This window comes from Caulobacter sp. SL161, assembly GCF_026672375.1.
In the GTDB taxonomy this organism is placed as follows: Bacteria; Pseudomonadota; Alphaproteobacteria; order Caulobacterales; family Caulobacteraceae; genus Caulobacter.
Genome location: NZ_JAPPRA010000001.1, coordinates 1785839 through 1798382 on the forward strand (window position 1 = coordinate 1785839; position 12544 = coordinate 1798382).

Here is a 12544-nt window from a genome sequence, read left to right on the forward strand (position 1 = left end):
CCCTTGTCGCTTAGAAGTTCACAGCCGCGCCGACCCAGTAGGTGCGGCCATAGTTGGCCCATTCCTGCAGGTAACGGCGGCCGGGGCCAGTGACTTCCTGGCGGCCGGTGTTCGAGAGGTTCTGGCCTTCGACGAACAGGCTCAGGTGCTCGTTCCAGCGCCAGGACAGGCTGGCGTCGAAGACGTGGCGCCCCTTCCAGTACTGGTCGGAATTGACGTTGGCGTCGTTGATCGTTTCCAACTGACCGCCGATGTAGTTGTGCGACACGCGCGCTTCGAACGGGCCGCGCTGGTAGTAGACGGCCGCGTTGGTGGTGATCTCGGGCTGCTGGAACAGGCCTGTCACGCGCGGGCCGGTCGAGGTCCGGAACGTGAACTCGGTGTCGAGCCAGGTGACGTTGCCGTTGAAGCCAAAGCCGTCCAGCGGCGCGGGCAGGAAGGTGAAGGCCTGCTGCACGGCGAACTCGACGCCCTTGATCTTGGCCGTCTCGGCGTTGCGCGGGGTCGAGATCAGCACCGTCTCGACACCCCGGCCCACATCGAGCCGCTCGCTGGACGACAGGGTGAAGATCTCATTCTTGATGTCCTTGGAGAACACCGCCAGCGAGACCATGCCGTCGGTCGGATAGAACTCGACGGAGAGGTCAAAGCCTTCGCTTTCCCGCGCCTTCAGGTCGGGGTTGCCGCGCGACAGGGTCGGCTGGCTGCCGTCAAAGCTTAGGGTCTCCGTCGCGGCCAGCGACCCATAGTCCGGGCGGCCGATGGTGTTGGTCCAGGCGGCGCGGACGATCAGGTCCTGACGCGGCTTCCACTGCAGGTGCAGGCTGGGCAGCCAGTTGGCGTAGCTGCCGTCGTTCGATACCGGCGTGAGGACGCCGGCCGTATTGCGCACGGCGTCCGACTCCACCTTGGTGCGCTCGTAGCGCAGGCCGCCCAGCAGGGTCAGGTCGCCAAACTGGTAGCTGGCCTGGGCGTAGCCGGCCTGCACGTCCTCGCTGACATCGTAGTTGCCGGTCGGCGCGGAGACGGTCGTGGTGAAGCGGCTGCGGTTGGCTTTGAAGAACGCCACGGCGGCGTCGGCGTCGATGCGCGGATCGAGACGATAGCGACCGGCGATCAGGTCGCTCGGGCCAGGCTTGTCGACCTCGGCGAGCGTGTAGGTGAAGCCCGTTCCGGCGCGATAGTTCACTTGGCTGCTTCGCGAGTCGCGCTCGCTTGAGCGCAGCAGACCGCCAAACTTCACCCGCCAATGGGTCTCATCGTCATAGGCGAAGTCCAGGCGCGCCTCGCTGGTGTTTTCGTTCGCCTTTGCCAGCGAGTCCCGATGTTGCAGCAAAACGTAGTTGGCTGGGTTGCGCAGCCCGGCTTCATTGACGGGATTGAAGGTCGGGAACAGCCGGTTGGTGGTGTCGTAGGTGAACGCGTAGTTGGCGCCCTGTGCGTCGACGGTGCGGAACTCGACCGAGTGGTTGGGCACCTTGAGACCGGCCAAAGAGTAGACGAGACCGCCCTCGGCTTTCCAGTTCGGCGCAAAGGACCACGCAAAACCCGTGCGGGCCAGGCCGATCTCGCGCGTCGTGATCGGTTGGTTGAGGTGGATGATGCCACGGCCGCGCGCGAAGGCGCCGCTGGTCGGGGTCTGGTTGGCGACATTGCCCAAAGGCTCGAGTCTGTACTCGATCCGCTCTTCGTCATCCTCCATGCGCGAGGCCAGCACCGAGGCGTCCCAGCGGAACGTATCGCTCGGGCGATATTCGAGCTTGGCGTTCAAGCCGCTGCGTTGCTTGGTGTTGTTGTACCAGAACAGGCGCACTTGGGTGGGCACCTGGAAGCCGTTGCCCGTCGCTGCACCTGAAAGCACTGGAGCCCCGGCGGGGGTGTACTCCCGAACGCTGGGCGAGGCGGCCTCGACCTGGGGGATGTCGTAGTCCAGTTGCTCGTGCGAGCCGCCGATCACGACGCCCCACTGATCCTCGGCGCCGAAGGTGCGACCGGCGGCGAAGGCCAGGCGATACGAAGGCTTGTCGTTTCGGACATCGCCGCTGCGCTCATAGTGGCCGTAAGAGGCCATGCCGTTGAAGAACGGGCGCTTGGCGTCGAAGGCGCTGCGCGTGGTGACGTTGATGACGCCGCCGATGGCGTTGCCGTCGTTCTCCGGGGTCACCGTCTTGATGACCTCCAGGCGGCCGGCCATCACCGAGGGGACGATGTCCATCGGAACAGTGCGGTCGCTTTCGTCCACCGAGGCGACGGGCGCGCCGTCGATCGTGGTGCGATTATAGGTCGAGCGCAGGCCGCGAACGACGGGGAAGCGCGGCTCGCCCTGGTCTTCCATGACCGAGATGCCGGGGATACGGCGGAGGGCCGCGGCGGTGTTGTGGTCGGGCAGCTTGCCGATGTCGTCGGCGGAGACCACGTCGGACACCGCGAAGGCCTCGCGCTTGACGGCGATGGCGGCGCGCTGGGCCTCACGCTGACCGGTGATGATCACCGCATCTACGGTGGTGGCGTCTTGAGCGAAAGCGATCATCGGCGCGCACAGGGCGCTCGTGGCCAGCAGGCCGGTGATCAGGTTACGAGACATCAGTTTCGACACGAGCCCACTCCAGCGCTTTGTGGGGCCGGTGATACGGAGGCTCTGCGACGCCAAGGCCAAGGTTTCGTCGAGGTTTCGATACGGAAGAACGAAGGTTCCGTGTCGGGGGTAGGCGTCTGCGCGCACGAGAGGGCACGAGAGGGGATGGCGCGGTTGAGGCGGCCGACTGACGAAAGCGCCAACTCGTCTAGGCAAGAGACAGGTCAAGGCGAGCGCCACAAGGCGGCGCCGACATGGTCAATAGAAGCAAAGAAGGAGAGTTTATCGCGGTGGCCTCAGCGGAAGGCCAGGATCTCCAAGAGGAGAATGGTGGGTGTACAAGGATTCGAACCTTGGACCCGCTGATTAAGAGTCAGCTGCTCTACCAACTGAGCTATACACCCATTCGACGATCCGAAGCACTTGCGAGCCCCGGCGGCGAGGCGCGGAACATACGCAATGATTTTGGGAGCGCAAGCGCTTTTTTCATGGCCAGACGAGATATTAGCGGCGCGGTGGATTTCGCCTACCTGGAAGGGTTCGCGGCGGGGGATTTCGCGGTGGTCGATGAGGTGCTGGCGCTGTTCCGTGAACAGGCCGCGCTGTGGGCCCCGATGCTGGATCCGTCGCATCCGGGCTGGAAGGACGCGGTGCACACCGTGAAGGGCGCGGCCCGGGGCGTGGGGGCCTTTGACCTGGGCGAGGTCTGTGAGCGCTGTGAAGCGGGTCAGGAGAGCCTGGAGGGCGTTCGCACGGCTCTGGACGCCGCCCTGTTGGATATCGCCGCCTACGCTCACGAACAGGCTCTGCGATCGCTGAAAGGCTAGGCGGCGAGGGCGGCGGTCGCTCAGCGGGCTGTTCGCCTGCAACCCCGGCAGGATAAAGGAAGCGTAATTGGCGAGGCGGGCGCTTCGCGGCTAGAAGGTGGGCCTCTGACACGAGGAGCCATCCATGCCGACCAGCCCCTGGAGCCACCAGCGTAACGCCAACATCGCTGACGACATCGACTTCGAGATCAAGGGCGAGGATCTGCAGTTCGTCGAGATCGAGCTCGATCCGGGCGAAAGCGCCGTAGCCGAAGCCGGCGCCTTCGTCTGGAAGGACGCCACCGTACAGATGACCACGGTGTTCGGGGACGGCGCCGCTGACCAGGGCGGCGGCTTCATGGGCAAGCTTCTGGGCGCGGGCAAGCGTCTGATCACCGGCGAAAGCCTGTTCACGACCGTCTTCACGCACCACGGGACGGGCAAGGCGCGCGTGGCGTTCGCCTCGCCCACGCCCGGCACCATCCTGCCGCTGAACTTGGGAGAGCTGGGCGGCACGCTGATCTGCCAGAAGGACAGCTTCCTGGCGGCCGCGCGCGGCGTCTCGATCGGCCTTCACTTCCAGAAGCGGATGATGACCGGCCTGTTCGGCGGCGAAGGCTTCATCATGCAGCGGCTGGAAGGCGACGGCTGGGTGTTCGTCCAGATGGGCGGCACGCTGGTCGAGCGCACCCTGGCCCCCGGCGAGGAACTGCACATCGACACCGGCTGTCTGGCCGCCTACACGCCGGACGTCGATTTCGACCTCGTCATGGCCGGCGGCGTCAAGAGCGTGTTGTTCGGCGGCGAAGGCCTGTTCTTCGCCCGCGTGCGCGGTCCGGGGAAGGTCTGGATCCAGTCGCTGCCGTTCGCGCGTCTGGCCGGCCGCATGCTGCAGGCGGCCAACCACCAGGGCGGCAACCAGGGCGAAGGCTCGATCCTGGGCGGCTTTGGCCGGATGATTGACGGGAACTGACGGGGGGGGCGAGCGCCCCCTTCCGTCTCGCCGCGTATCCGCAGCGATCGACCTCCCCCGCACGCGGGGGAGGTCGGGTTTTTATCCTCCCCCGTGCAGCGGGGGAGGTGGCCCAAGGGGCCGGAGGGGGCGCTAAGCGCGCCTACCTCTTCGTCCGGTCCCAGCTGTCGTATTCATAGGCGATGCAGCGGTCGATCAGCGTGCGCCACACCGGCTCGGCGATCGCTTCGGACAGGCCCGCTTCGCGAGCGGCGGCCTTGACCTTTTCCACCACATCCTCGATCCGCGCGCGGTCGAAGACCTTGTTGCGGTCGGCCTTGATGCGCGCCGCCGCGTCCATATAGCCCTGACGCTCGGTCAGGAGCTGGACCAGGGCCCGGTCCAGGGCGTCAACGCCCCGGCGCACATCGACCATGGTCTGGCAGTCGGCGGGCGCCAGGCGCTCATCGACCGTGAGAGTCGTCGTTTTCATGCGCCCCTTTAAGCGGTTTTGGGGCGCTCGGACCATCCCAAAACCTGACGATTCCGCCGTCAGATGCCCGCGCCGTTGTCCATCGTGCGCAGCGCGGCCTCATGGGCCTCGGCTTCGGCCTTCAGCCAGTTCACGAAGGCCTTCACCTGCGGGAGGCGCCCCTTCGCCTTGGGGTGAACCACATAGTAGGCGAAGTCGACGGCGGTGGAGGCCTCGAACGGGATGACCAGGCGTCCGGAATCGAGATCGGCCTGGGCCAGGGTGCGCTTGGCCAGGGCGATGCCGCGGCCGTTGGCGGCGGCCTCGATCACCAGGCTGGACTGGTTGAAGCGCGGGCCCCGTGCGCCGTCGACGCCCTTGATCCCGCGCGCGGCCAGCCACATCGCCCAGTCCGGGCAGCTGTCGTCGGCGTCGGGCGAGCCGTCATGCAGCAGAATGTGGTGCTGCAGGTCCTCGGGGCGCTCCAGCGCGTTCTGTTCCAGTAGCTCGGGGCTGGCGACCGGCACGACGGTCTCGTGCAGCAGGCGGATGACCTCCAGGCCCGGATAGCGGCCTGAACCGTAGCGGATGGCCATGTCGACCTCGCCGGTGGCGAAATCGACGACCTCCATGCCCGCCGACAGCCAGACATCGACCTGCGGGTGGGCCTGTTCGAACTTGCCCAGGCGCGGCACAAGCCACTTGGCGGCGAACGAGGGGGCGGCGGTCAGGGTCAGGCGGCGGCCATCCACGGCGGCGGTCAGCAGGCTGGCGGCCTCGGCCAGGCGGTCGAACGCCTCGCGCAGCGCGGGCAGGGCGGTCTGCGCCGCGTCGGTCAGCAGCAGCCCCTTGGGCGTGCGCTTGAACAGCGCCGCGCCGACATAGTCTTCCAGATTCTGGATCTGCTGGCTGACCGCGCCTGGGGTCACCGACAGCTCGTCCGCCGCCCGGCTGAAGTTCAAATGCCGCGCGGCAGCTTCGAACGCGCGCAGGGCGTTCAGCGGCGGCAGGCGACGGCGCTCGTTCGGTCTTTCCATAGTTTTACTGAACGCCCCGGCAGAAGTCCTTGTTTGCGAATTGGCCCCTTCGAGCCGAGTTTGCAAGCCTTCGCTGGCGGATTGGCCCTTTTCGTCGGCGAGTGCGAGCGGGGTTGTCCTTAGGGGCGACCCCGCCTTGCGTTCCACCGCTTTATTCCGAGCGGCTTGATAGAGGTTCTAAACCCATGGCCCGCCAGCCAGAGCGAAATCGCCCGCCCGGACTTGTCGTCGTCGGCGGAAAACATGCGGGTCGCGCGCTCGGCGCGGTCTGGCTGGTGGGGGCGGGGCCCGGAGATCCGGACCTGCTGACGTTCCGTGCGTTCAACGCCCTGCGGGCCGCCGACGTCGTGGTGCATGACGGCCTGGTCTCCGAAGAGATTCTCGATCTTGCCCCAAGCCGCGCCCGGCGGATCAATGTCGCCAAGCGCAAGTCGCGCCATACTTTGCCGCAGGACGACATCAATCAGCTGCTCGTGGCCCTGGCGCTTGAAGGCTTGAATGTCGTGCGCCTGAAGGGCGGGGATCCGTTCCTGTTCGGCCGCGGCGGCGAAGAGTTGGCCGCCTGCCGGGAGGCCGGCGTCGACTGCCACGTGGTGCCGGGCGTCACCGCCGCCCTGGCGGCCAGCGCCGGCGCCGGGGCGCCGCTGACCCAGAGGGGCTCGGCTCAGGCGGTGACCTTCGTCACGGGTCATGCGGCGCACGGAGAGCCTGACCTCGACTGGGTCGCGCTGGCGCGCCCGAACCAGACGGTCGTCGTCTATATGGGCGTCTCGACCGCCGCCTTGATCGCCGAGCGCCTTACGGCGGCCGGTCGTGCGGCGTCGACGCCGGCCCTGATCGTCGAGAATGCGAGCCGCCAGGACGAGCGTCGGATCCTGACGACCCTGTCCGGACTGGCCGAGGCCGCCGCCTCCGTGCGCGGACCTGCCCTTCTGATGGTGGGCGAGGCCATGGCGATGGCGGATGTTCAATCTCCTCCCCCGTTGACGGGGGAGGGGGACCGCGAAGCGGTGGAGGGGGGGCTCGCCGCAAAGCGCGCCCCCTCCGTCAGCTCGCCCGTGGGCGAGCTGACACCTCCCCCGCTTCGCTGGGGAGGAGAGTTCAAATGAAAGCCGTAGTCGCCAATCGCCTGATCGACGGCGAGGTCGTGTTCTGGAAATCCGGGCAGTGGGTGGAGCGCTTCGGCGACGCCGAGCTGTTCGACTCCGAGGCGCCGGTCGAGCAGGCCGTCGCGGTCGGCAAGTCGCAGCCGACCGTCGTGGTCGACGTCTATCCGATCGACCTTGTGCAGTCCGAGGGGCGCTGGGCGCCGCTCAGCTATCGCGAACGCATCCGGGCGCTGGGCCCGACCAACGAACCCACGCACGGCAAGCAGGCCGAGGGCGGCGACGTCGTCGAGGCGCTGCGTCACGCCGCCGGCGCGGCGCGGTCGACCGGTCGCGTCGATCTGATCCGCAGGAAGTAGGGCGGCATGTACCAGTACGATCTCATCGACAAGGAATTCCTGGCCGACCGCTCGGCCGAGTTCCGAGGGCAGGTCGCCCGCCGTCTGTCCGGCGAGCTGACCGAGGACCAGTTCAAACCGCTGCGGCTGATGAACGGCCTTTATCTGCAGCTGCACGCCTACATGCTGCGGGTCGCGATCCCCTACGGTTCGCTGAACCCGACCCAGGCCCGCCGTCTTGCCGAGATCGCCCGCGACTACGACAAGGGCTATGGCCACTTCACCACGCGCCAGAACATCCAGTTCAACTGGATCAAGCTAAAGGACGCGCCGGAGATCCTGGACAAGCTGGCGGAGGTGGATCTCCACGCCATCCAGACCAGCGGCAACTGCATCCGCAACACCACGTCCGACCCCTATGCCGGCGCGACGGCCGAGGAGGTCGATGACCCGCGCGTCTGGTGCGAGGTGATCCGCCAGTGGTCGACCCTGCACCCGGAATTCTCGTTCCTGCCGCGCAAGTTCAAGATCGCCATCACCGCTTCGGCCAAGGACCGCACGGCGGCCAAGGTCCACGATATCGGCCTTCTGCTGCGCCAGGGCCGCGACGGGCAACTGGGCTTCGAGGTGATCGTCGGCGGCGGCCAGGGGCGCACGCCCTATGTCGGCCCGACCATCAAGGAGTTTCTGCCGACCGACCGGCTGCTGAGCTATCTGGAAGCGATCCTGCGCGTCTACAATCGCCACGGCCGCCGCGACAATATCTACAAGGCCCGGATCAAGATCCTGGTCGCCGCTCTCGGGGCCGAAGAGTTCGCCCGCCAGGTCGAGGAGGAGTGGAGCAAGATCGACGCCGCGCGCGCCGACCTGCCGGCCTCCGAGCTGGCGCGTATCCGCGCCGCCTTCGCCACGACCCCGTTCGAGACGCTGCCGGCGCGTTCAGAAGCGTTCGAGACAGCCAAGGCCAAGGACGCGGCCTTCGCGCGTTTTGTCCGCAACAACGTCCGCCCTCACAAGCAGCCGGGCTATGCGATCGTTGAGATCTCGCTGAAGGCGCAGGAGCAGACGCCGGGCGACGCCTCGGCCGACCAACTGGACGTCGTCGCCGATCTGGCCGAGCGCTACGGCTTCTCGGACCTGCGCGTGACCCACGCCCAAAACCTCGTTCTGCCGCACATCAAGCTGGACGATCTGCCGACCGTGTTCGCGGCGTTGCAGGCGGCGAGCCTGGCGACGCCGAACATCGACCTGGTCAGCGACATCATCGCCTGCCCCGGCCTGGACTACTGCGCCCTGGCCAACGCCCGAGCGATCCCGATCGCCCAGGACATCGCCCGTCAGTTCGCGGACCTGGATCGCGCCGAAAAGGTCGGTGAGCTGAAAATCAAGATCAGCGGCTGCATCAACGCCTGCGGTCACCACCACGTGGCCCACATCGGCGTTCTGGGCGTCGATAAGAAGGGCGAGGAATTCTACCAGCTGTCGCTGGGCGGCTCGGGCGCCGAAGACGCCTCGATCGGCAAGATCCTGGGTCCGGCCCTGCCGGCGGACAAGGTCGCCACCGCCGTGGACCAACTGGTCGAAGCCTATCTGAACGCTCGCGCCGATGGCGAGCGTTTCCTCGACACCTATCGCCGCGTCGGCCTCGAGCCCTTCAAGGAGGCTGTCTATGCCCAAGCTGATTGAGCTCGCCGGGAACGAAGCTCGCTGGACCGAGGACGCCTTCATCTTCGTCACGGACGAGGACGCGATCCCCGAGAGCGGCGACGTGATCCTGTCGCTGGCCCGCTTTCAGGCCGAGGGCGACGCCCTGCTGGCCTCGAACAGCCGCCGCGTCGGCGTGCGGATCGAGCCTGACCAGGAGGTCGAGGTCCTGGCCTACGACCTGCCGCGCCTGGCGGTGGTGGCCCTGGCCTTTCCGAAGTTCCGTGACGGCCGCGCCTACACGTCCGCGCGGCTGCTGCGCGAGCGGTTCGGCTATCAAGGCCAGATCCGCGCCGTGGGCGATGTGCTGCAGGAGCAGGCGGGCTTCATGGTCCGGTGCGGCTTCGACGCGTTCGAGCCCGCCGATGGCGCGACGCCGGACGTGCTGACCAAGGCGGCCAATCGTTTCCGGCACGTCTATCAGCGCGCGGCCGACGATCGCCCGATCGCGCTGGACGAGAGGGCGGTCTAGTGGCCTACGACCAGACTAGCGCGACGGCTCCAGGCCTTGCCGCCCGGCTGGACACCGAGCTGCGCGAGGCTCATCCCAGCACGATCCTCCGCACGGCCCATGAGCACTTCGGCGACAAGCTGGCGCTGGTGTCGTCGTTCGGCGCGGAGTCGGCGGTGCTGCTGCATCTGGCGTCGCGCGTCTCTCCCGCCATCCCGGTGCTCTTTCTCGATACCGGCATGCTCTTTGGCCAGACACTGGACTACCGGAAAAACCTCGCCGCCCGGTTTGGCTTGACCGATGTCCGCGACCTGCGGCCGGCCTTCGCCGATCTGGCGACCCAGGATCCCAATTCCGACCTCTGGCGCACCAGCGTCGACGGCTGCTGCCACATCCGCAAGGTGCTGCCGCTGGATCGTGCGCTGGGCGGTTTCGACGCCTGGATCACCGGCCGCAAGCGCTTCCACGGCGGCGATCGCCTGAGCCTGCCGGTGGTCGAGGAGGCCGACGGCAAGATCAAGTTCAATCCGCTGGCCAACTGGTCCAAGGGCGAGCTCGACGCCTATGTCGCCGAGCATGACCTGCCGGCCCACCCTCTGGTGGCCCAAGGCTACGCCTCGATCGGCTGCTGGCCTTGCACCCAGCCGTCGGAAGACGGTCGCTCGGGCCGTTGGGCCGGGCAGGAAAAGACCGAGTGCGGCATCCATGTCGCCCGCGCGCCAGGCGTGGCGCCGAATGTCGGTGGGGATATCTAGGATCTAAATCCTCCCCCCAGCGGGGGAGGTGGTCGCGAAGCGACCGGAGGGGGAAGTCCTGCTGACCTTGCCTCTTCCCCCTCCGTCGTCTCTTCGAGCCGACACCTCCCCCGCTGGGGGGAGGATTTTCTGGTTCTACTCCCCAGGCCGGTACGTCCGCACCGCGTGCTTCTTGACGTCCTCGGGATAGAAATAGACGTCCCGCAGATTGCCGATCACATAGCGCTGGGCCTGGTCATTGAAGTGCGGCGAGGCGGGGTCACCGCTCTCGCCGCCCGCCGAGATGGCGCGGGCGCGAACCTTGTCGCCGAACTGCACGACCGCCACGAAGCTGTTGCCCAGCGTGCCGTAGTACTTCTTCGTGCCCGGCCAGCGCTTAGCCCCGAACGAGGCCAGAGAACCCCACTGGGCCGAGGTGAAGCCCACCGGAAGGCTGGGCTTGCTGTCATCGAAGGTCTGGACGATGGCGCCGTCATTGCGCTGGAAGCGGTTGATCTCGCCCCACGGTGTCTTCCACGATCCGAAGTCGGCGGTCAGGCGGTCGGAGGCCTCGGCCAGCGCCGCCAGCTTGTCGGCCGGTGAGAGCTTGTCGGCCATGTAGTCATAGGCGTTGAGGCCCTCGGCCTTGGCGGCCGGCGCGGCCTTGGCCCACATCGCCTCGCCCCAGAATACGGCCAGGGACGTCTCCGTCGAGCGCGTCGACCACTTGCGGTCCCAGGCGGCCAGGGCGGCGACTTGGGCGGCGACCTTGGCCTTGACCGGATCACTGTCAGGCGTCGCCGCATAGGCGGTCTCGAGCGTCGGGATCAGGCGCGAGAAGGCGGTCAGATAGGGATCGTAGGCCTTCTCGATCAGGCCGCCGAGCGTGAGGTTCTTGACGTCTTTCAGAACGAGTTCGGCGTGCAGCCCGCGCGGGTTTTCCCCGAACGTGTCCATGTACTTCGGGAAGTCCGCCCGCTTGGGGCTATAGGGGCCCGCCGCCGTGTAGGGCCAGTTGTTGGTGTTGAAGGTCCAGCCGTTCGGCGGGTTCAGCACATGGGGCGCGTCCTTCAGCGCATGCAGGCCCTTCCAGTCGGTCGCCGGATTCGAGCCGTCGACGGGCTTGGTGTAGTCGAAGCGATCGTCACGGACCGGGATGAACTGCGGGTGCAGATAGGCGATCTCGCCCTTGGCGCTGGCGAACAGGGTGTTGTTGGACGAGTTGGCCTTCAGTTCGGCCACCTTCATGAACGCGGCGTAGTCGGTCGCCTTGGTGCGCAGGAACGACTGCTGGAGCGCGGCGACCGGCTTGTTCATCAGCGCGATGCTGATCCACTTGCCGCCTTCCTCGCGCACGATGGGACCGCGATGGGTCTTGAAGACGGTGAACTTGCGTTCGGCCATCGCTCCGTCGGCGGCGCGATAGGGGACGGTGATGACCTCCGTCTTCAACGGCCGAAGCTGGTCGCCGTACTTGTAGAAGCGCTGGCCGTCCTTCTCGACGATCGTCTCGGCGAACTCGTCGACCACGTCGACGCCGCTGGAGGTGTGCATCCAGCCCGCCTTGGCGTTGAAGCCCTGATAGATGAAGAACTGACCCCACGTCGTGGCGCCGTAAGCGTTCAGGCCCTCGCTACTTGAGACCTGCATCTCCGAGCGGAAGAAGAAGCTGGTGTGCGGGTTGATCAGCAGCATCGCCTCGCCGTCCAGGGTCAGCTTCGGCGCGATGGCGATGCCGTTGGACCCTGTGGGTTCCTTGAACAGCAGGCCTTTCTCGTCGGCGGTCATGGCCAGCCGGCGCTTGCCGTAGAAGGCCTCCAACTGGGTCAGCGCCACGCGCTCGATGTCGCCGCCGATGCTGCCTTCCGAGAAGCTCAAGGCCATCCAGGGCTCGAAGCGCTGGATGACGCGCGGCTTCACGGTCGGGTGGGTGTCCAGATAGTAGTTGAGGCCGTCGGCCCAGGCGTTCATCAGCGCCTTCAGCCAGGCCGGGCTCTTGGCGTAGTCGGCCTTCAGCACGGCCGGATCGATGAACAGCTTTTGGCGCAGGTCGGCCCAGATGGCCTTCTCGCCTTCGGCCTCGGCGGTGCGGCCCAGCGAGGTCATGAAATTGGCCTCGACGCGGTTGAAGTCGTCCTCGGCCTGGGCGTAGGCCATGCCGAACACCGCATCGGCGTCGGTCTTGCCGTGGATATGGGCGATGCCCCAAGTGTCGCGGGTGATTTCCACCTTGGCCGCGCGGGCCTTCAGTCGAGACAGGTCTTCACTCGCCTGCGCCGAGCCTGCGCAAAGCACGGCGCAAAGCGCCAGGATGCTGACTGAGTAACGACGCATGACGACCCCCTAAGACCAGGCGCTCCCCGAACCGG

11 protein-coding genes and 1 tRNA gene are annotated in these 12544 nt (G+C 66.9%); 7 read left to right on the forward strand and 5 right to left on the reverse strand.

The genetic code is table 11. The features are described from left to right. Positions 1 to 10: 10 nt before the first annotated feature. Both OVA11_RS08635 and OVA11_RS08640 read right to left on the reverse strand, forming a co-directional pair. Positions 11 to 2656, reverse strand: coding sequence for a TonB-dependent receptor (locus tag OVA11_RS08635; protein WP_268067042.1), 2646 nt, complete (start codon positions 2654 to 2656; stop codon positions 11 to 13). Between the two features lie 247 nt (positions 2657 to 2903). After that, positions 2904 to 2979 (reverse strand) — tRNA-Lys (locus OVA11_RS08640). Positions 2980 to 3063: 84 nt separating this feature from the next. Between OVA11_RS08640 and OVA11_RS08645 the strand changes: the two genes are divergently transcribed. Continuing rightward, a complete protein-coding gene (locus OVA11_RS08645; RefSeq protein ID WP_268067043.1) occupies positions 3064 to 3402 on the forward strand; it encodes an Hpt domain-containing protein in 339 nt (112 codons plus the stop codon). A 124-nt stretch (positions 3403 to 3526) separates the two neighbouring features. Then, positions 3527 to 4354: an AIM24 family protein gene (locus tag OVA11_RS08650; RefSeq protein ID WP_268067044.1), complete on the forward strand. Its 828-nt coding sequence runs from the start codon at positions 3527 to 3529 to the stop codon at positions 4352 to 4354. A gap of 142 nt (positions 4355 to 4496) precedes the next feature. On the opposite strand, the gene OVA11_RS08655 is transcribed toward OVA11_RS08650, so the two are convergent. Together OVA11_RS08655 and gcvA are read right to left on the reverse strand one after the other, a co-directional pair. Then, positions 4497 to 4826, reverse strand: a complete 330-nt coding sequence (locus OVA11_RS08655; RefSeq protein ID WP_268067045.1) for a chorismate mutase — start codon at positions 4824 to 4826, stop codon at positions 4497 to 4499. A gap of 59 nt (positions 4827 to 4885) precedes the next feature. After that, entirely contained in the window at positions 4886 to 5842 is a 957-nt protein-coding gene (gcvA, locus tag OVA11_RS08660) for a transcriptional regulator GcvA (RefSeq protein ID WP_268067046.1), read from the reverse strand. A 185-nt stretch (positions 5843 to 6027) separates the two neighbouring features. On the opposite strand from gcvA, the gene cobA reads away from it, so the two are divergent. Genes cobA through OVA11_RS08685 form a run of 5 tightly spaced genes read left to right on the forward strand, consistent with a single transcriptional unit; the run spans position 6028 to position 10196 of the window. After that, positions 6028 to 6951 carry a uroporphyrinogen-III C-methyltransferase gene (gene cobA / locus OVA11_RS08665; protein WP_268067047.1) on the forward strand — a complete coding sequence of 308 codons (924 nt, stop codon included), beginning with the start codon at positions 6028 to 6030 and terminating at the stop codon, positions 6949 to 6951. Further along, entirely contained in the window at positions 6948 to 7307 is a 360-nt protein-coding gene (locus tag OVA11_RS08670; protein ID WP_062099538.1) for a DUF2849 domain-containing protein, read from the forward strand. Before cobA ends, OVA11_RS08670 begins: the two co-directional genes overlap by 4 nt. A gap of 6 nt (positions 7308 to 7313) precedes the next feature. Further along, on the forward strand, positions 7314 to 8972 hold the full coding sequence (locus OVA11_RS08675) for a nitrite/sulfite reductase (RefSeq protein ID WP_268067048.1): 1659 nt from the start codon (positions 7314 to 7316) through the stop codon (positions 8970 to 8972). Further along, complete coding sequence (locus tag OVA11_RS08680; protein ID WP_268067049.1) at positions 8956 to 9462, forward strand: DUF934 domain-containing protein; 507 nt, start codon at positions 8956 to 8958, stop codon at positions 9460 to 9462. Before OVA11_RS08675 ends, OVA11_RS08680 begins: the two co-directional genes overlap by 17 nt. Then, positions 9462 to 10196 carry a phosphoadenylyl-sulfate reductase gene (locus OVA11_RS08685; RefSeq protein ID WP_268067050.1) on the forward strand — a complete coding sequence of 245 codons (735 nt, stop codon included), beginning with the start codon at positions 9462 to 9464 and terminating at the stop codon, positions 10194 to 10196. The genes OVA11_RS08680 and OVA11_RS08685 overlap by 1 nt, the downstream gene beginning before the upstream one ends. Positions 10197 to 10331: 135 nt before the next feature. Here OVA11_RS08685 and OVA11_RS08690 read toward each other — a convergent pair whose 3' ends face one another. After that, on the reverse strand, positions 10332 to 12509 hold the full coding sequence (locus tag OVA11_RS08690) for an acylase (RefSeq protein ID WP_268067051.1): 2178 nt from the start codon (positions 12507 to 12509) through the stop codon (positions 10332 to 10334). Positions 12510 to 12544: the final 35 nt, after the last annotated feature.